Source organism: Emticicia sp. 21SJ11W-3, assembly GCF_024138715.1.
Classification (GTDB): Bacteria; Bacteroidota; Bacteroidia; order Cytophagales; family Spirosomataceae; genus Emticicia; species Emticicia fluvialis.
In genome coordinates this window covers 487,681-508,235 of record NZ_CP092074.1, presented here as the reverse complement: position 1 = coordinate 508,235, position 20,555 = coordinate 487,681, and the positions used below count along the sequence as shown (strand labels likewise).

At 43.1% G+C, this 20,555-nt stretch carries 15 protein-coding genes; 7 read left to right on the top strand and 8 right to left on the bottom strand.

The genetic code is table 11. The annotated features are described in order from the left end of the window. Positions 1-147 precede the first annotated feature (147 nt). On the top strand, positions 148-1,164 hold the full coding sequence (gene murB, locus MB380_RS02065; RefSeq protein ID WP_253532776.1) for a UDP-N-acetylmuramate dehydrogenase: 1,017 nt from the start codon (positions 148-150) through the stop codon (positions 1,162-1,164). A gap of 219 nt (positions 1,165-1,383) precedes the next feature. Next, complete coding sequence (locus MB380_RS02060) at positions 1,384-2,115, top strand: outer membrane beta-barrel protein (protein WP_253532774.1); 732 nt, start codon at positions 1,384-1,386, stop codon at positions 2,113-2,115. Between the two features lie 81 nt (positions 2,116-2,196). Here the strand turns inward: MB380_RS02060 and MB380_RS02055 are convergent, their stop codons facing one another. Then, positions 2,197-2,649, bottom strand: coding sequence for a hypothetical protein (locus MB380_RS02055; protein ID WP_253532772.1), 453 nt, complete (start codon positions 2,647-2,649; stop codon positions 2,197-2,199). Positions 2,650-2,773: 124 nt separating this feature from the next. Here MB380_RS02055 and MB380_RS02050 point away from each other — a divergent pair, with 124 nt between their 5' ends. Beyond that, positions 2,774-3,190, top strand: coding sequence for a DoxX family protein (locus MB380_RS02050; protein ID WP_253532769.1), 417 nt, complete (start codon positions 2,774-2,776; stop codon positions 3,188-3,190). 27 nt (positions 3,191-3,217) lie between these two features. Here the strand turns inward: MB380_RS02050 and MB380_RS02045 are convergent, their stop codons facing one another. The 4 genes from MB380_RS02045 to hflX form a co-directional block, all read right to left on the bottom strand. After that, on the bottom strand, positions 3,218-5,008 hold the full coding sequence (locus MB380_RS02045; RefSeq protein ID WP_253532766.1) for an acyl-CoA dehydrogenase: 1,791 nt from the start codon (positions 5,006-5,008) through the stop codon (positions 3,218-3,220). A 3-nt stretch (positions 5,009-5,011) separates the two neighbouring features. Beyond that, positions 5,012-7,360, bottom strand: coding sequence for a ribonuclease R (gene rnr / locus MB380_RS02040; RefSeq protein WP_253532763.1), 2,349 nt, complete (start codon positions 7,358-7,360; stop codon positions 5,012-5,014). A gap of 47 nt (positions 7,361-7,407) precedes the next feature. Next, a complete protein-coding gene (locus MB380_RS02035; protein WP_253532759.1) occupies positions 7,408-8,058 on the bottom strand; it encodes a transposase in 651 nt (216 codons plus the stop codon). A gap of 251 nt (positions 8,059-8,309) precedes the next feature. Continuing rightward, positions 8,310-9,545 (bottom strand): GTPase HflX, encoded by a 1,236-nt coding sequence (gene hflX, locus MB380_RS02030; RefSeq protein WP_253532756.1) that lies wholly within the window; start codon positions 9,543-9,545, stop codon positions 8,310-8,312. 842 nt (positions 9,546-10,387) lie between these two features. On the opposite strand from hflX, the gene smpB reads away from it, so the two are divergent. Together smpB and MB380_RS02020 are read left to right on the top strand one after the other, a co-directional pair. Continuing rightward, positions 10,388-10,843, top strand: a complete 456-nt coding sequence (gene smpB / locus MB380_RS02025) for an SsrA-binding protein SmpB (RefSeq protein WP_101726814.1) — start codon at positions 10,388-10,390, stop codon at positions 10,841-10,843. Between the two features lie 33 nt (positions 10,844-10,876). Then, positions 10,877-11,680 carry an HpcH/HpaI aldolase/citrate lyase family protein gene (locus MB380_RS02020; RefSeq protein ID WP_253532753.1) on the top strand — a complete coding sequence of 268 codons (804 nt, stop codon included), beginning with the start codon at positions 10,877-10,879 and terminating at the stop codon, positions 11,678-11,680. Positions 11,681-11,725: 45 nt separating this feature from the next. Here MB380_RS02020 and MB380_RS02015 read toward each other — a convergent pair whose 3' ends face one another. Together MB380_RS02015 and MB380_RS02010 are read right to left on the bottom strand one after the other, a co-directional pair. After that, on the bottom strand, positions 11,726-14,749 hold the full coding sequence (locus MB380_RS02015; protein WP_253532750.1) for a PVC-type heme-binding CxxCH protein: 3,024 nt from the start codon (positions 14,747-14,749) through the stop codon (positions 11,726-11,728). Between the two features lie 218 nt (positions 14,750-14,967). Continuing rightward, positions 14,968-15,312: a hypothetical protein gene (locus MB380_RS02010; RefSeq protein ID WP_101726817.1), complete on the bottom strand. Its 345-nt coding sequence runs from the start codon at positions 15,310-15,312 to the stop codon at positions 14,968-14,970. A 263-nt stretch (positions 15,313-15,575) separates the two neighbouring features. On the opposite strand from MB380_RS02010, the gene MB380_RS02005 reads away from it, so the two are divergent. Both MB380_RS02005 and MB380_RS02000 read left to right on the top strand, forming a co-directional pair. Then, positions 15,576-16,817: a PQQ-dependent sugar dehydrogenase gene (locus MB380_RS02005; protein WP_253532736.1), complete on the top strand. Its 1,242-nt coding sequence runs from the start codon at positions 15,576-15,578 to the stop codon at positions 16,815-16,817. A gap of 160 nt (positions 16,818-16,977) precedes the next feature. After that, on the top strand, positions 16,978-17,613 hold the full coding sequence (locus tag MB380_RS02000) for a TetR/AcrR family transcriptional regulator (RefSeq protein WP_253532733.1): 636 nt from the start codon (positions 16,978-16,980) through the stop codon (positions 17,611-17,613). A gap of 56 nt (positions 17,614-17,669) precedes the next feature. Here MB380_RS02000 and MB380_RS01995 read toward each other — a convergent pair whose 3' ends face one another. Further along, on the bottom strand, positions 17,670-20,522 hold the full coding sequence (locus tag MB380_RS01995; RefSeq protein WP_253532729.1) for a pitrilysin family protein: 2,853 nt from the start codon (positions 20,520-20,522) through the stop codon (positions 17,670-17,672). Positions 20,523-20,555: the final 33 nt, after the last annotated feature.

Genomic DNA, 20,555 nt, shown 5'->3' with positions numbered 1-20,555 from the left:
AATCTATAAATCAGGCCGTTACCGCTATTGTTGCCCGTTTACAAACTTCACCTTGAAAACTATAATTTCAAACTTTGTTAGTTCTCATTCCTGCAAAAGCACTAAATTTGCGCAACGTGTAATTAAAATTCTTTTTATTTCTTCTTCATGACGGTTCAAACCAACGTATCGCTTAAGCCTTATAATACTTTCGGTCTGGAAGCTACTGCTAAATATTTTGTTGAAGTTTCAGGTATTGAACAATTGCATGCCATACTGAATGACCCGGCGTTTCAGCAAACTGAAAGACTAATATTAGGGGGAGGAAGCAATCTGTTACTGACTCAGGATTTTAACGGTATAGTAATCAAAATAGCCATTAAAGGAATCGAGAAAATTAAAGAAGACGAAGAGCACATCTGGCTGAAAGCAGGTGCCGGAGAAGTATGGCATGACCTGGTGATGTACTGTGTCAATAATGAATATGCTGGTGTAGAAAACCTGTCGCTAATACCCGGCACAGTAGGCGCTGCCCCTATGCAGAACATAGGCGCTTATGGGGTTGAGATTAAAGAAGTGTTTGAGAGCCTGGAAGCAGTTGAAATAAAAACAGGTAACATAAAAACTTTTACAAAAGAAGAATGCCGCTTTGGCTACCGTGAGAGCATTTTTAAGCATGAAGCCAAAGGCCGGTATGTAATTATAAATGTAACCTTTAAGCTGGGTAAAGCTCCTGTTTTTGAGGTAGCTTACGGTGCCATTCAGGAAACACTGGCTGCTATGAACGTGGAGACGCTGAGCATCAAGGCCATCAGTGAGGCGGTTATCGGTATCCGCCAGAGTAAATTACCTAACCCTGCCGAAATAGGTAATGCAGGAAGTTTCTTCAAAAATCCTGAAATACCCAAAGCACAATTTGATTTACTGAAAGAGAGGTTTCCGTCTATACCGTCTTATCCGGTAAATGAAAATACCGTAAAAGTACCGGCAGGGTGGTTGATTGAACAGGCCGGCTGGAAAGGCCAGCGATTCGGACAGGTGGGTGTACACACCAAGCAAGCACTTGTGCTGGTGAATTATGGCGGCGGAAAAGGGAACGAGATAAAGGAACTTTCTCAGAAAATACAACAATCTGTTCTTGAGCAATTCGGCATCCAACTGCAAGCCGAGGTCAATTTTGTGTAAATCATACTTTTTACTTTTAAGAATCATCTACCTGCCAAACCGCTGACAGGGCAGTTACTGCCGTTTGTCATTGCCTCAAATTTTTTTTTTACTTCTACGCAACCCCGGTGTTTGCTTTCTGCATCTTGTTTATGAAAAGCAACAAAAAAAGTCTTTTTAAAAACTCCGCGGCAGTTTTTTTAAATATATCAGATTACACCATTATTAATTATTACTATTATGAAAACGCTTATAAAAACCATCGCCGCTTTAGCAATTGCCATGACAGCCCACGTAAGTGTAATGGCCCAGGATGAAGAAGACCACTTCGACTCTGACAATAGAAACTATAACAGCAAAAGCTATAAAGAAGAACGCACCGAACGCAAAAGCCGGAATATGTTTTCAAGAAGAGATTTTGGTTTATACCTGGGTTTGAACACTTTCGACAATGATAAAACGCCAGAACTTGACAACTGGAACTCACGTTATGTGGCACTTAACTGGAAGAAAAACCATCGGCTTATTACAGGCAACAAAGTTGATGTGGCCATGGGAACCGGATTTGAGTTTGCCTGGAATAACTATATGTTTAAAGACAATATTACATTGAAGAATCAGGCTACCGGAGCAGATTTTGTAGAAGTGAGAGACCAATTAGACAAATCTAAACTTGTAGTTACCAGTTTCAATGTGCCTTTAATGTTGCAATTTGGCTTTAAAGAAAGCAAATGGATACTTGGCCTGGGTGCTTATGGCGGAGCCAGAATAAACAGCTACACCAAAATTAAAGGCGAAAACGGCACCAAACGTGACCACAGCGCATTTAACATGAACAAGTTTCACTATGGGCTGGCAGCAGAGTTAGGACACAAGAACTTTACACTTTTTGCCCGCTATCAAATGACCCCGGTGTTCAAAGATAACAACCCTGTAAACGGCAACACCATTATGTTTGGTATTCGTCTGTAATCAAAATAAAAAGTCAAAGCGTGCCACGGTTAAACTCTAACGAGTAAAGCCGTGGCACGCTTAATTTCAGCAAGCCTACCTTCAGATTTTAGTAAAATCAAGAGGCTGTATATCCGGCTCTGCATAACCCAGCCGCGCTTCTTTAGAAAAAAGGCGTTCTCTCGAATAAAAAATCAGGGCGTTGTTTCTGTCTGCGTATTTACTTTGCAGAAAGGCATTACAAATATCTTCAAATGACCGGCCTCCCTCCGAGTACCTTATCCAGCATTCGTTCAGCAACCAGACCCAGAAAACCGTGATGGTATCATGATACCCGCCTGAATCGGTATTCATCCCTCCGGTAGCTTCATTATAAACCGGAATATGAGCGCGCATTTCAGCAAGCGCCTTTTCGTAACCCATTCCGGCTACATGCCAAAGCCCGGTAATAAGATGTGCCTGGTGTGTCCAATCAGCAGAAGGCAACGTTTTGGCCAGAAAGCCACTTACCAGGTAATCTATCTCTTTTTGAGTAACGAAGCCGAAAGAAGCCATTGATTCAAAATTTTATTCTGATTCACAAACAAAAAAACACTTTTACCGACACTAATCAAAATATTATTCTGCAATATTTTTCGATAAGGTATTTTCGATATATTTGCCAAAAAACTGAAATACCATGAACCCAATCTTTGACCATACCTTGCTTAAATTGATTCAGGTTGCGATATCCCTTTTTGCCGGGGTGCTGTTTCTTCAATCCGGTTTCGATAAAGTAATTGATTTCAGCGGCAATAAGTCTTATATTCAGAGTGTATTTGCCAAGACATTCCTGCGCAGTGTTTCTACGATGCTGTTTATTGTTATTCTGATTCTGGAGGTTTCGGCAGGAATATTCAGCTTCTTAGGTGGAGTGTACTATTTTGCAGAAGGCCAGGCAGATTTTGCGGTGCTAGGTTTAGAGGTATCTACCCTGGCCATTCTTTGCCTGTTTACGGGGCAACGCATTGCGAAAGACTATGCCGGAGCGGCTTCGCTGGTGGGATATTTCTTATTAATGGTTTTCGGTATTTATCTGTTCTCTCTGCATGGCTAACACCTCAGCAGAGAAGCAGTGCTATTATCAGAACCAATCACTTTGCATAGAAATGGTTACCTGGTCTGCACTTAGCAAACGCTTCATTAGAGCGTCGGCTTTTACGAGTTCGTATTCATAAAAGTAGCGTGCTGTCATGAGCTTGCCCTGATAAAAATCTCTGTCTGTATCATGTGCACCCGGCATACTTTGCTGCGCTGTAATGGCCTGCCTGAGCCACTGCCAGCCAATGGTAGTAAGGCCGAAAAGCTCGAGGTATAGTGTGGCATCAGACAGATACTTTTCAACCTCTCCTTTGCCTGCCAGGTTCAATAAATGCCCCGTTACCTGTTGAGCCTTGCCCAATGTTTTTTGCAATTGGTCTGCCAATGGTTTAAGCTCATTAATAGCCAGCGCCTGGTTTATTGTTTCGCTTATTTCTTCAAAGAATAGCTGTGCCCCTTTACCTTCATGAATAGTGATTTTTCTGCCCAGTAAGTCAAGCCCGTGAATAGCCGTTGTACCTTCATGTATGGGATGAATGCGGGCCTCACGATAATATTGTTCGACAGGGAAATCGGTGGTGTACCCGGCACCGCCCAGAATCTGAACAGCCGCGCTGGTAGAAAGACAGCACATTTCTGAAGGATATGACTTGGCAATTGGCGTAAGTAAATCAAGCAATAACTGCGCACGCTCTTTAGCCTCTCCTTGTTCAACATGCGCAAGGTCGGCCAGTTGGCTGCAATACATCAAAAGAGAAAACGCCCCTTCTGTTACTGCTTTCTGAAACAACAACTGCCGTTTAATATCTGCATGATTGATGATAGCTGTCTGCGGCTGCAAAGGGTCTTTCTCAGAAATTTTTCTACCCTGTGGTCTTTCTTTTGCATAAGCCAGAGAGGCATAATAAGCCGCCGTACCAATAGCGGTAGCACTAATACCAATGCCTATGCGGGCCTCGTTCATCATCTGAAACATGTAACCAAGACCTTTGTGGGGTTCTCCTACCAGATAGCCTTCACAACCATCGTTCGAACCCACCATCAAATGCGCAATGGGTGCGCCCTTATAACCCATTTTATGATATACACCAGCCGTAACAACATCATTTGATACCAGACTACCACCGGCACCGATGCGTTCTCTGGGTACCACAAATAAAGAAATGCCTTTTGTTCCTGCCGGCCCGCCTTTGATTTTGGCCAGCATAAGATGCACTACATTGGTGCAGGCATCGTGGTCTCCGCAAGAGATGAATATTTTCTGCCCTTTCAGGTTGTAGACGCCTGCCTGTTCAGTTGGCTCGGCCGAGGTGCTGATGTCAGACAAAGAGCTACCTGCATTGGGTTCGGTAAGAGCCATAGTACCCTGCCATTCGCCAGAATACATGGGCGGAGTAAAAGTATCAATCAGTTGTTGCGAACCGAAACTGCGGATGAGGTTAGCGGCACCGGAAGTAAGAAACGGAAAAACACTAGCCGAATAATTAGCAGCCTGACAGATAAACCCTGCGGCATTAAGCACGGTTACAGGTAGTTGCTGCCCGCCTTCTTCATAAGAAAACCCGGCGTTTATCCAGCCATCCTGTCCAAACTGCCTTACAATCGGTTTCATACCGGGGTGTACATTTATTCTGCCGTTTACCAGTTGCGGTTCTTTCCTGTCCATTTCTGTCAGGAGCGGATACAGCATTTTTTCGGCTATATGTCCTGCGGCATCAAGCACCATATTAAAAGACTCCCGGTTATGATCCTGAAAATAGGCATAACGACTTAGCGATTCAATATTGAGCAGCTGGTATAGATTAAACTGAATGTCTCTTTTTGAAAAAAACATAGATTATCTTCTTCTTCTTTTGCCTTTATCTTTACTACCAGCAGTACCGCTGGCTGACTTTCTGCCTGCACTTCTGTTTGAGCCCCCTCTGCTGCCCCTGTCACGCGAGGCAGCCCTTCTCGACTTGGTATTTACGCCTGAAGAAGCCCTGAAAGCCTTTCCTGAAACGCTCACCAGCTCAAGATCCATACTTCGGCGTTCCATGTCTGTTGCTTTTACGCGCACTTTAACGGCTTCGCCAAATGATATTACCCTGCCATTGCGTTTACCAACAACCCGGTAATTCTCTTTATCGAGTTCATAGAAATCATCATTCAAATCAGCCAGACGAACCATCCCTTCACAACTGGTAGAGGTTATTTCTACAAACACACCAAAGTCTGTAACGCCTGTTACCACCCCATCAAAAATGGTGTTGTGGTCTTGCATGCTCATGAACTCTACCTGTTTGTACTTGATAGAAGCTCTTTCGGCTTCTGCTGCCAGTCGCTCGCGGTCTGACGAATGCTTCGATTTCTTTTCGTATTCTTCCAGGCTCGGGGCTTTTTTCTTGTCCAGGTAATTCTGTAACAAACGATGCGCCATCATGTCGGGGTACCGCCGAATAGGAGAAGTAAAGTGGCTGTAATGATCAAACGCCAGGCCGAAGTGCCCTAGTGGTTCGGTTGTATACCTTGCTTTAGACATGGTTCTTACAGCCAGTTGTTCAAGCACATTTTGTACAGGCGTACCTTCTACTTCTTCCATCATCTTATTCATGGTGGTCGATAACCCCTTCTCAGAGTCTGTTTTGATGGTAAACCCAAAACGCGCTGCAAAATTGGCGAAGGTACTCAGTTTTTCAGGGTTTGGCGGTTCGTGTACACGATAAACCATGGTATTACCAGGGTTTTCTTCGTTGGGCTCTTTCTGCTTGCGTTTACCCAGATTAAATACAAATTCGGCCACTTTCTTGTTAGCCAGCAACATAAACTCTTCAATCAGTTTATGTGCGTCTTTTCTTATTTTTAAGATAACCCCCAGCGGCTTGCCTTTTTCATCGAGCCTGAACTTCACTTCATTGGTCTCAAAATTAATAGCTCCCTTACTGAAACGCTCCTGCTTAAGAATCTTTGCCAGCCTGTTAAGCGTATGCAAGGGCATACCATACTGGCTGGCTATTGTGTCGGCCACTAATTGTTCGTCCTCTATTTCCAGAATCTCCTGTGCCTCTTCGTAAGTAAATCTTTTATCGGAATGAATAATGGTTCGCCCAAACCATTCTTTAGTAATGATACCTTCATTGGTCATTTCAAAAACGGCCGAGAAGGTAAGCTTATCTTCGTTGGGGCGAAGCGAACACAAATTGTTAGAGAGCTTTTCAGGCAACATAGGAATGGTTCTATCTACCAGATAGATAGAGGTAGCCCTGTTCAGGGCTTCTTCTTCAAGTCTGGTGCCGGGCTTCACATAGTGTGTTACGTCGGCAATATGTACGCCAATCTCGTAGTTTCCGTTTTCCAGTATTCTGAAACTCAGGGCATCGTCAAAGTCTTTGGCATCGTGCGGGTCAATTGTAAAAGTGAGTATTTCTCTAAAATCTCTTCTTTTCTTAATCTCGGCTTCATCAATGGCTTCCGGAATACGCTCAGCTTCTTCTTCAATTTCTTTCGGGAAACGGATAGGCAGACCAAATTCGGCCAGAATGGCGTGCATTTCAGCATTATTATCGCCGGCTTTTCCTAATATTTCAATAATCTCGCCCACTGCCTGCTGGCCATTGGCCGGATAAGAAAGAATCTTCACAATTACCAGGTCGTTCCTGGTTGCTCCGTTTATTTTTTCTTTCGGAACAAATATATCTTCATGCAAACTTTTATGGTCGGGCCTTACCAATGCATAATTGCCAAAAATCTGGGCTTTGCCTACTATTTCGCTCCTGCCGCGTTCCAGTACTTCTACAATTCTGCCTTCCGGATTTTCACCTTTCCGATAAAAGTCGCCGAAAGTAACCACTTTAACGAGGTCGCCGTCTATGGCGCCATTCAGGTTATCTGCTTCAACCCAGATATCCGGCTTGCTGTCGTCATGCCTTACAAACCCAAAACGTGGGTTTACGTGGTCAAGCCGCCCTACGACTGCATTTGTTTCTTCGTCAACGGTATATTTGCCTTTTTCTGTCTGCTGTACCTTGCCTTCTTCCAGCAAATCATCAATAATCATCGCAAACAGTTTTTTTTCCTGCTTGTTATGTATATCATAATGTTGATAAAGGTCTTGTAAGGTATAGGGTTGTGTGGTGTTAATCGACAAAAAGGCCAGAATTTCTGCCTTTTGTCGTTCATAATATGATTGATGTTTGTTTTTTGACATTTTATTATTGACGGACACCGTCCGTCTGTTTTATATTTATTATTAGGTCATGGCTGAGTGTAGTCTTGGTACTTGTTGCTTACAAAACTATGTTTCCAGTCTTGCCAGTTTTTACATAGTCCTGCTTTAACCGGATTATTCAGAACATAATTAACTACTTTACTCAATTCATTGTTGTCTCTTACTACTCTGTCATAACTTTCATGTTGCCAGAATTGTCCGGTTCTATCCAACAATTCATTTGCTTTCTTTGCTGAAAAACTTTTAATCGACTGCAATAGCCCATATAAGGCAAACTCTTTCTTAAGCTCAAAAACCACATGAATATGATTTGACATGATGGTATAACAAATTAAATCATACCTCTGTCCATCAAAATGCATTAAAGATTCGGCTACTATTTCTGCAACAGGATGTATTTTAAGCCAATGGTTACCAGTGGTCAGATTGTCAAGTATAAGATCATATTTTCCAAAAAACCTTTTATGTGCATTATCTACTTGTTTTAATTTCTCTTCATGAGAACAAGTTGAACTTTGAATGATTTGAATTTCTTTCTCTCGTGCCTTTTTTAATTCCTCTATTTTATGTTTAGGTAAGCTTCCATCCAAGCGCGTTGTTATAAAAAAGATTGTATCATGTGGTGGTTGATAATGCGGTAAATCTTTTCTGTAAAAGGACTTGATTTCCTGCTTCATTTGAGTAACAGCAATATGTTAGTAACAGCAATTTGTGGCGCGAACATCCTGTTCGCGGTTAGATTAACATTGAACCATAACTTATTTGTACAGATAAACTAAATTCTATTTTATAGCGAACTACAATTTCGCCTCACAATTTTCTTGTGACGCGAACTTATAGTTCGCGGTTGATTGCCTCGGCACCGGATATAGACATTTCTGTTGCCTTTACCAGTTTTTGCGACGAACTGAAAGTTCGCGCCACAAGCTTACTGCCATTCATACAAAGGATTCAGGGTCGGGTCCCAGTTCGGATAAATTTTGAAGTGTTTCTCCTGTACCTTATCTAACAGAATATCGCGCAGCTGACCGATATTCTCTTTGTGCTCGGCAGAAATAAACACTACATTCTCGGTATTTTTGGTCAGGTAACTCTTCTTAAGTTTTTCCAGGTTCCGTTGCAGGTCTTCTTCTGTTACTGTTTCCAGATGCTCGTCCAGGTTTTCTTCAGTTTCAGGCTTAAACAAATCAAGCTTATTAAAAACAAGTACCGTTGGTTTTTCGGCAGCGCCAATCTCGGCCAGTGTTGCATTTACCACTTCAATCTGCTCTTCAAAACCCGGGTGAGAAATATCAACCACGTGTATCAGCACATCAGCCTCTCGTATCTCATCCAGTGTCGACTTAAAAGACTCAATCAGGGTGGTTGGCAACTTTCTGATAAACCCGACGGTGTCTGTAAGCAAAAACGGAATATTGCCCAACACAACTTTTCTTACCGTCGAATCGATAGTGGCAAAGAGCTTGTTTTCTGCAAATACATCGGCCTTTGCCAGCCTCCTCATCAGTGTAGACTTACCTACATTGGTATAACCCACCAGTGCCACGCGCACCAGGCGGCTACGCTCTTTGCGGCGGGTTGTGCTTTGTTTGTCTATTTTCTCAAGTTTGTCTTTCAGAAACGCAATCCTGTCCTGCACAATACGCTTATCGGTTTCAAGCTCCTTTTCACCGGGTCCGCGCATACCAATACCACCCTTCTGACGGCTCAGGTGGGTCCACATACGGGTTAGCCTTGGGTACAGGTATTGGTATTGTGCCAACTCCACCTGGCGTTTTGCCTGGTCGGTACGGGCTCGCTGCGAGAAAATATTTAAAATCAACAGACTTCTGTCAAGAATCTTAATATCCTTAAATGCTGCTTCCAGATTACGTACCTGAGAAGGCGTGAGGTCATCATCAAAAATAATGGTGTCAACAGGATTTTCAATAATCCAGGTTTCTATCTCTTCCAGTTTACCTTTTCCAACAAAGGTTTTCTGGTCGGCTCTGTCCAGTCTTTGTACAAATGTCTTTTTTGTAATTACTCCGGCTGTTGTAGCCAAAAAATCTAATTCGTTGAGGTAGTCATACGTACGCTCAGCGTTTTGTTTCTGCGTAATCAGACCAACCAGAACGGCCGTTTCCTGATGTTTCGCAGTTGAAAAAATGGGTGAATTAAGCAATTTTTACTAATTTTTGTTTACTAAACGATAACTATTTAACTTCTTGAAAAGTTTCTACCCGCGGCGTTGCGCTATTGGGAAGAAAACACTCAAACAAGTATTTTGAAGCCTGATAACCAGCATACCATCATAAAGCAGAAACATAATTGCATTAACTGTGCTGATAGGCTTTTGCCAGACCGACTTCAGGAGAACGAATGGTTCTTAATAAATATAATAAAAAAAATGGAAACATTATATATTTTTTTGGATAAATTTACATCCCCGATATTTGAACAACAACCAAAAGAGTAAAAAAAGTCTACCTTTCTGAATACCAACAGGTAATAATTTATCTGTTTTTCTGACAGGCAAATCAGGAATCCGGCATAGATTTAGATAATTAATTTTGTGGCTAATGCTGTTTGTAAAGCCGTAGAACCAGTGGTTTTAACTTACCATAAAATAAGAAAATTAGATTTTTCATTGTGGTTTCATGTTATATATCATAAATTGCACTATTTAATTAATATACCTTCAAAGACTGAATATAGATATACGAACGGAGCGTTTGAGAAAGTGGCAGGGATGGTTATCTAATAAAATTTTCAGCTTTGTACCGGGAAGTTTCCAATGTTTTTTTGAAACTTCTCACCTTGGAATCGAATCCAGATAGAGCTTATACATGGATTATTAGGAAAGCACGTAAGTCGGAATCCCTGTCACTATTTTTGAGACAGGGATTTTTTATTCTTAAAAATTGTATGAAACATTAAACATCCGGCACCTCATTACCTGTTCTGGATAATGGTGACGGAATCAACCATAAGGCAGATAGCCCGTCTTATGACAATTGTAGTATTATGAAAGAGAAAATTGCAAAAAAGATTGATGTATTTAATAAAAAGGCTGGCTTTGAGTATTTTTTCCTGGAAAAATATGATGCAGGAATGGTACTGACAGGCACCGAGATAAAATCGATACGTCTGAATAAATTCAATATGACAGACGCTTATTGCTTTTTTATTAATGGTGAATTGTTTGTGAAAAACCTGAATATATCTAAATATGACCAGGGTACGCATTATAACCATGAACCTCTACGCGACAGAAAGCTGCTGCTTAAGCGAAAAGAACTGAAACGTTTAGATAATAAACTGACCGACAAAGGATTAACCATAATACCCACCCGCCTGTTTATTAACGACGGTGGCCTGGCCAAACTGGAAATTGCACTGGCCAAAGGTAAAAAGTTGTATGACAAACGCGATACCATTAAAGAAAGAGATGTATCGAGAGAACGCATGCGGGAAGAATAAGTCTACTGAACCATTCAAACCACCCAAAAACCTATGAGACCTAACCGACTAAAACAACTCTGGAAAGAAGACAAGACCGTTGTTAATGCCTGGGTAACGATACCTTCATCGTGGACAGCAGAAGTAGTAGCGCATTCAGGCTTTGATGCCATGACTATTGATGCCCAGCACGGGTTGGCAAGCGACCACATGACCATACTGACCATGCTTCAGGCTATTTCAACCACGGATACGGTTCCGCTGGTGAGAGTGCAATGGAACGACCCGGCTACGCACATGAAAATGCTCGACATGGGCGCTTACGGCGTAATATGCCCCATGATAAACACCCGCGAGGAATCTGAAAGTTTTGTAGGCGCCTGCAGGTACATACCCAATGGTTACAGAAGTTTTGGGCCGGTGAGGGCTAGTGTGTACGGTGGAGACGGCTATTTTGAGCAATCGACAGAGGAAATAGTAACTATGAGCATGATTGAAACGGCCGAAGGTTTGAAAAACGTGGAAGACATTGCCAAAACACCAACCATGACAGGGCTGTATATAGGCCCCTGGGATTTGAGCATTGCCATGAGACGCCCCAAACAGGGCGACTTTGATGATGCAGAGCTGCTGAAAGCCTTTGAAAAAGTGCTAAATGCCTGCGCAAAAAATAATCTGGTAGCGGGCATTCAGTGTCCGTCACCGGAAGTAGCCGTGCGGATGTCTGAAATGGGTTTCAGATTTGTAACCGCCGCCAACGATACAACCCTGCTGAAAGAAAGCGCCGTAGATACCGTAAGGCATTTTCATCAGAAAGGCACAGGTAAAAATACCCATGTAAGTAACCCTTATGCCTGAGAAAATTATTCTGGGAAGATCAAATAAGAGAGGTTGAAGCCTCTCTTATTTGTTTTGAATAAAGGCTATCAAATCTGCCATTTCTTTAATGCTGATAGCATTCTCCAGGCCGTTAGGCATTATAGAAGTTTCTGACTTCACCATTTTGGCTATATCTTTTTTCTGAATCACACTTTCTTTGCCGCCTACTTCCCGCAGGGTTAGCACATTAGCGTTTTCCTGCAATATCAGGCCGGCCATGGTATTATTATTCTTGAAGGTCAGTGTCCAGAAATCATACTTATCGGCAATGGAGTTATTCGGGTTGATAATTTCTGTAATGATTGAAGTAGCATTACGGCTTCTCAAGGTAGAAAGGTTCGGCCCGAAGTTTACACCGTTTACGCCTTCAATCTGATGGCACGTAGCGCAGTTTTTTTCAAAAACCAGTTTGCCGTTGGTTTTGTCGCCTTTTGTATCCAACGCCTTCAGGTAGTTCTGTAATACCGCTTTCCGGTCTTCATTTACAGCAAGTACCTTACGGGCAAAGGCACGTATATTGGTTTCTTCATAATTCATCAGATCAACCATCTGCCGCCAGCCTATGGCAGCCTTGTCGATTCTCTTGGTTTCTAAAGCTGAAAGCAATAACGGAATCCGTTCAGGCTTAGCCATCAGTAATTCAACCACTTTTTGCTGAATAGGCGCCGAGAACGTCTTGAATTCTTTGAGCAGAAAATCAAAAGTAGACTTATCTCCTATTTTGCTCAGGGTATTCAGAACAGTTACCTGCACCAGTTCAGGCTCTTTGCGGTTAAGTAATTGCAGAAACTCATTTTTGTAAGCGCTTGCGTTGGCAATAGACAATAGCTCAACGGCATCGGCTCGCAGTTTTTCATCCTGTTTTTTATCGCTCAATATTACTCCGGCCTCTTTTATTTTAGCAGTTACCTCTGCTGACCTGGGCAAACCTGTTGCTTCCAGCAAATCGAGGCAGGCTTTTCTGTATTCTGCTGTACTTTGAGCAGAAAAAGCAGTCAGTAACTGTTCTTTCTGTGCATCTGCCAAAGGCACCGTTATGCCCTTATAGTGCCATAATTTAGATATACCGCTAAGGGTTGCGGCTTTCCACCAATCGGCATCGCTATTGCCATTACTGGTGCTTACCCTGGCAAACACTGCCGTAAATACCTCTTTATTACCACTATTGGCAATGGTTGCCCCCAGATTAGAGAAAAACTCGGCTGTTTCATTTGATTTCTCAGCAGCCAGTTCTTTTACTGCAAAGTCAAAAACCTGGTTTTCTTTACCCGCAAAAGATGCGATACAAGCCACCCCGACCCATTTATCATGAAAATCGCGTTTCAGAATGGCAAGCCGGGCTTGCTCTGAAGCAGGCGTTTTTACAAAACCCAGTGTATTCAATAGCTGAAACCTCACTTTATTGTTGCCATCGTTCTGCAAGGCAATCAATTCCTTCTTTAGTTTTTCAGTGTTCGCCCCTGCCGGATTCCGGCTCATGTAATTTTCAGCCACTCTGATACCATTCTCACGCACGCCTGCTTCACCATCGCGGAAAGTCTGGATAATGTCCTGAACGTCTACAGTTTTCAGCCCATCCAACAACCAAAGTGCATGTACTTTGGCTTCGGGCAATGCGCTTTTGCCTATAATTTCTCTCAGGTTACCTGCTATGCCTTTCGCCTGGCGGTGTAGTAGCAAACGTTGCGCAGTGCGCCGGTACCAGATGTTGTCGTTCTCAAGCAATTTTACCAGCTCAGCATCTGATTTCTTCGATAAATTCAGCTTACCCAGCCAATCCATTGGCAATCCGTTTTCAGGTACAATTCTGTAAATACGGCCTTTGTCTGTACCATTATATAAGGCGCCTGATTTATTAATTTCGTCAGACATCCACTCCGGATGCTCAATAATCTGGCGGTAATAGTCAATTACGTATAAGGCACCATCTGGCCCGATATAGAAATTTACCGGCCTGAACCAGGCATCTTTTGAGGCCAGAAACTCCGATTTTTCATTCAGGCGGCTGGCAATAAAACTGGCTCCTGCCTGCTTGATAACGTCGGCATGCACCATGTTATGAACCGGTTCACCTACAAACGTAACATCTTTAAATTTATCTCCGAAAGCGCCGCCCAGATACCAGGTAACACCGCATGAAGAGGTAATAACCCCTACATCAGTTAGCAACTGGTGATTCGGGTTTTCTGTGATGGGGTATATTTCTGCTGCATTGCCGTGGTCAGAGATATCATGCGTTGCAGTAGGAAGCAACAAATCAGGATTGTTTTTCATGTAGGGTGCAGCCAGCACTTCATGAAACAGGTGGTCGGCATTACTGGTATATAACCTGTGCCCCCAGGCGTCTACGGTATGCCCGAACTGCGTCTCACCCGACAACTCCTCTACCTGGTAGCTATCTAAATTAAACCTTACTGCACGTCCGTTGGCGTTTTTACCCAGATGCTGCCCATCAGGCTTATCAGCAAAATAAATATCCTTCCCTTCATCGCCAAATTCCTTTTTATAGACAAAAGGCGTAACGATGGCTTCATGCCCCAGGTAAATCCAGTTATCAAGCTCAAAGCGGGGTGTGTTCAGATTATGCTGCGGGTTAGATAACGCAAAGCCTGTCAATACCACTTTGCGGATATCGGCCTTCCCATCGTTATTGGAATCTTCAAGATAAATGATATCCGGCGTATCAGTAACCAGAATGCCTTTCTTCCAGCGCATAATTCCTGTGGGCAGTTTTAGTTTATCTGCAAAAACAATGCTGGTGTCAGGCAGCCCGTCATTGTCTGTATCTTTCAGCAGCTTTACCTTGCCCGAATTACTCAGATCAAGCGGGTAGCCGTGCATTTCAACCACATACATATTGCCGTCTTCGTCTATTTCCATGGCTACGGGGTCTGCTATCAGTGGCTCAGCAGCTACCATTTCTACCTTAAAACCGTCCATGACAGTAAGGGAAGCCAGCGCTTTCTGATGTTCAGGCGAAAGAGCTTTTTGAGGTTTTTGCTCACATGCAAAAAGCAGCCATACAAGAATAATGGATAAATAGCGCATAGAATAGAATTTTGAAGATATGACTCTGATTGGTAATTTAACAAAAAAACAGATGGTAACAGCTACGGGGCGCGTAAAAAACCATACTGGAGACATTTTACCAGTATATAATAAACAAATTGCCAGTTTGCCATTTTAATCCTGTCAATCAATATATACTAACAGGCACAAAAAAAGGGCTATCAGAAGCCCTTTCAATACCAAAAGAAATACAGATTCTATTTCTTCTGAAAAAGACGCCCTAAACCACCTGCAACAAAACTAAACACCAGCGACATCACCACTGCCACATAAGAGGCAAACATGGCCAGGTCTTCACTAACAGGTTTGATGGGTTTGAGGTAATAAAAACTGATTACTACGGTTGCTTGAACCAGTGCCAGAATCCAACCACGGCGGGGTTCCAGAAAACCAATCAGAAAGCTAGACAACGCAATGGCGCTCATGGCATAATAACCTGTTTCAACATGAAAATTAGTGTAGGCTATTAACGCACCGGTGCCTATGGCTATGAAAATATTACGAACTAAAACCAGATTTGATTTATGTGTATTTGCTGTCATGGGAGCAGAATTTAAAATTTAGAACAAATGTACTAAATATTTAATTGCGGTATCAATTCACTAAAGGAAATTTTTTGAAAACATCATAAAAGTAGTTAAAACGGCACTTTAATTTTCCGATACTCTTTAACTAGTGCTTTAAAACACTACAATTGATCAGCGGTTCTGCTTTATAATTGTAAGTTAAAAACAGCAGGTCATCTTTTCACTGGCATAAGTTTTTGACAATTATCAGATTTATCACACAAAAACAAAGCACAACAATGAAAAACGAAATTCTGACATTGATGGTGGTTGGCCTGATGGGTCTATCTTCATGCAAGAACAATTCTACCGAAGCGCCTGAAACTACTGCCAATGGCGACAGTATCTCAACTGCGGCCTCAGTTGAAACCAAAGACCCCAATACAAACTACAAACCGGCTTTTGCAGGCCAGACACGCGTTGCCGCCGTAAAAACACAGACGGCATACGAAGGTAAAGTACTTACAAACGACCTGAAAAAACCCTGGGGACTTGCGGTTTTGCCCGACGGCAGATTGTTAATTACAGAAAAAGAAGGGACCTTGCGTTTAGCCAGCAGTTCAGGTACACTAAGCGAGCCCATTACAGGGCTGCCCAAAGTAGATGCTGACGGTCAAGGTGGTTTATTGGGTATATCGATTGACCCTGCCTTTACCAGCAACCGGATGGTGTACTGGGTTTTTTCAGAGCCACAAACGAGGGGTAATCTGACCGCCGTTGGAAAAGGCAAGTTGTCGGCTGATGAAAAAAGAATTGAAGGTGCTACCACAATTTACAGAGCCACCCCCGCTTATGACGGCGACAAGCACTATGGCGGCCGCATTCTTTTTGATAAAACCGGCAACCTTTTTGTGAGTACCGGAGAGCGCTCTGACCTTGAAACCCGCCCGCAGGCGCAACAATTGAACTCGGCTTTGGGTAAGATATTATATATAACCAAAGACGGAAAACCCGTAAGCGGCAACCCTTTTGCCTCAGATGCCAACAACAAACCTGAGATATACAGCTATGGCCACCGAAACGTACAGGGCCTTGCTTTGCACCCGCAAACAGGAGAATTATGGGAAAATGAATTTGGGCCTAAGGGTGGAGACGAGGTAAACCTCATAAAACCCGGCAAAAATTACGGTTGGCCCGTTATTACTTATGGTATAGAATATAACGGCAATAAAATAGGAGGCGCTATTCAGCAAAAAGAAGGGCTGGAGCAACCGGTTTACTACTGGGACCCCGTCGTGTCGGCCAGTGGTATGACTTTCTATAGCGGCGATGCCATGCCAGAATGGAAAAATAATTTGTTTCTGGCTTGCCTGAGTGCCACACACATTGCCAGGCTGGTTATAGAAAACAACAAGGTAACGGGCGAAGAACGATTGCTGGAATCAGAAAAACAACGTTTCCGCGATATTGCACAAGGCACTGACGGAGCCTTATATGCCATTACCGATGAAGGCCGGCTTTACAGAATTTTCAAGAAATAAATTAGATACAACTCCATCGGGCTAAAGCATTCAGCCCGATGGAGTTGTATCTGGTTCAGGGCTTTGGCTTATTTCTTTAAATATTCTAAACATCCTGCTGAATTAGCACAAACGCACTAAAGCTGAAAGGATTTTGTAACTTCGTGAAAAATTGCTTTTCATGACCACCAAAGAACGCATTCTCCATACATCACTTCAGTTATTCAATGAACAGGGCATAGACGCCATAACGGTGAGGCACATAGCAAAAGAACTGGGTATGAGCCACGGTAATCTGTGCTATCATTTCCCGAATACCGATACCATTGCTGAAAAACTGTATGAGCAATTGATTAATGAACTGAATGCCGTTATCAATGAGCCTGCCTCACTGGATGCCGTCAACCTGCAAACCCTGTACAAACTTGCTGCTTTTGTATTTGAGAAACTGTATAAGTATAAATTTCTGATGCAGGATTTCATCAGCCTTATTAGGAGAATCCCCAACCTGAAACAGAAGCACCGCGATTTAATCAATAATAGAAGAGTTTTTTTTAAGGCGGGGATAGACGCCGGCATACAGGCCGGATTCTTGAAACCTGAAATGATAGCAGGGCAATATGAAAACTTTTTCAACCAGCTTTTTATCATTGGTGATTTCTGGCTGGTAAGCGCCGAGATTTTGTATGAAGGCAAAGAAGAAGACAAACTGCTTACGTATCTGAATATTGCATTTACACTCATTGTACCCTACCTTACAGAGAAGGGGCTGGCAGAATACCGGGAGTTGCAAAAACAAACGGAGACCCTGCAATAGAGCCTCCGTTGATTCAGATTTTTAATTAAGCAAACCGTAAGGTCGCCTCATAAATATTAGTTTTTACTACCAGACACCCCCTGAGCAGGTGCAGGTGTACCATTAGCTGCCTTTTTATCAAAATCACCTGCTTTCACAATCGTGATTTTCTTAGGATCAATGAATTTCTTCATAGCTGCATTTATCTGTTCTGCTGTTAAAGCCTCAACTTTTTTCTCAAAATCGGCATCAAAAGCAAGGGTTCTGTCGTAATAAAGATAGCTGTTCAAACGGCTCGACAGCTCGTTGTCTTGTGCACGAGACACATTACGGCTTTGCAACCAGCCTGCTTTGGCGGCCTTCAGCTCTTCTTCAGTAAAACCTTCTGTAACTACTTTATTCATTTCTTCATAAAAGGCCTTTTCAAGTTTTTCGGCGTTTTCTGGCGCATAAATGGCGTAAGTCATAAAATTGCCTGATTTGTCGAACGGCGCACCAGACAACTGAGAACCCACACCATAACTGATACCTTCTTTCTGGCGGATTCTTACAGCCAGACGAGAGCTCAGGAAGCCACCACCTAGCATATAATTGCCCAGCAAAAGCGCCGGGTAATCAACATCGGTATCCTGTAACGGCAAGTTCAAGCCTGCAAGAAATAGTGCATTGGCTTTATCAGGGGTTTTGATGGCGTTATTTGTAGGAGCAATGTCTTGATAAACAGCCTGAATGCGCTTAAACGGCGTAGGGCTTTTCCAGGTACCCAATGAGTTGCTGATAAAGTTTTTAATGGCTGGCTCATCGAAATCACCTACCACAGAAACGGTAGCTGCTGAGGCACCGTAGAAATCACTGTAGAATTTCTTCAGGTCTTCCAGTTTTACATTTTTTACATTCTCCAGTTGCTCGTCCAGGGTTCCTACATAGCGCACATCGCTCTTCGGATAAGGGTTCATGGTACGCTGAAATGCCACAAATGCCAGACCCTGAGGGTCGCTCTTCTGCGCCTCTATCTGTGCAATGTTTTCCTGTTTCAGTTTGTCAAACTCGTTGGCATCAAATACCGGGTTTTTCAATATATCGTTTACAATGGCAAGCGCCTTAGGAAGATTTTCTTTGTTAGACTCAATGTTTACCGATACACTGTTACCACCACCACCAATAAACACCTGCGCTTTCAGCTTATCAAGGGTATCTTTAATTTGCTGGCGGCTCATGGTTTTGGTGCCTTTATTGAGCATTGAGGCCGTAAAAGAAGCAATAGTCTGTTTGTTTTGCAGGCTTTGCTCGTCGCCCATTCTTAAAACAATATTTGCTCTTACCGTATTTCCGCGGGTTGATTTCTGCAAAAGCGCATACTCAAGACCGTTAGGCTCCTGACCGCGCTTTGTGCGGCTTTCAATATTAGCCGGCGACGGATCAAAAGCTTCTCCTTGGGCTACCACTGCGCGGCCTTTATAGTTTTTCACAAGCTCATCAACGTTCGGTGCTTCCGGCACACGTACCCTGTCAGGGTTTTCTTCAGGTATAAACAAGCCAATGGTACGGTTTGATGGCTTAAAGTAGAACTTAGCTACTCTTGCTACATCTTCCGGTTTTACTTTTTCAACGGCATCACGGTAGATAAAGGCAAGTCTCCAGTCACCTGCACCTATATACTCACTCATTTGCAAGCCTGCTCTTTCGGTGTTGCGCAAGGTCAATTCAAGCGATTTCAGGATTTCGTTCTTCGCACGGTCAACATCTTCTTTCGTGATGCTCATGGTCGGTACGGCATCCAACGTTGCCAGCATTGTTTTTTTGGCGTCTTCCAGATCTTTGTCTTTCAGTACAGAAGCGCCGAAATACAAGAATGTAGGGTCTTTATTAGTGAAAGAATACGAATACTGACCTGATGCTTTTTTGCTTTCAACCAATGCCTTATAGATTTTACCGGCTGGTTCGCTGGTCAGTATACCCTGTAGCACGTCTAGTGCGGGGTAGTCAGGATGCGCGTTGCCACAAATATGGTATGCGACGCCAATAGCCTGCACATCGCCTACACGGCGCAAAGTAACCGAACGCTCGCCATCCTGTACGGGTTCAACTGTATAAGTAGGCTGCAGCACACGGGTAGGGCGTGGTATAACACCAAAATATTCGTTTACCATTTTAAGGGTTTTAGCCTCATCTATTTTTCCGGCAACCAATAGTACGGCATTATCCGGCTGATAATATTTTCTATAAAAAGCCTGCAGGTTTTCAATAGGCACTCGCTCAATATCCTCACGAGACCCGATGGTTGAATTACCATAATTATGCCACAGATAGGCCGTTGCTATAACTCTTTCGCTTAATACGCTTTCCGGGTCGTTCTCTCCCATTTCAAACTCATTTCTTACAACAGAAAACTCTTTTTCAAGATCTTCTTTTTTGATGAACGAGTTAACCATTCTGTCTGACTCCAGGTCCAGCGCCCACTTCAGGTTTTCTTCAGTGGCCGAGAAGGTCTCGAAATAGTTGGTGCGGTCAAGCCAGGTGGTACCATTAGGGCGGGCGCCGTGGTCGGTCAGTTCCTGCGGAATATTGGTATGTTTAGTTGAGCCCTTAAACACCATGTGTTCAAGCAAGTGCGCCATACCGGTTTCGCCATAGCCTTCATGGCGAGACCCCACCAGATAGGTAATATTAACGGTAACGGTTTGCTTAGATGGATCCGGGAACATCAGTACCCGCATGCCATTTCCAAGAACATACTCTGTGATACCTTCCACCGATGTAACTTTTACGGGGTCCGGAATCACCGGTTTTTCGGTCGCAGCTGCAACTTCACCTTTTTTCTTTCTCTTTCCTTTTTTCTGAGCGAATGCGTCTCCACCCAGCAGGAAAATACCCACAAGCAAAGTAATAGCCAAATGCCTGATTGGGAAGCGCCGGTAGTTTTTTAACATAATTTTGAGAAGTATAAAGTAAATATTTACAAA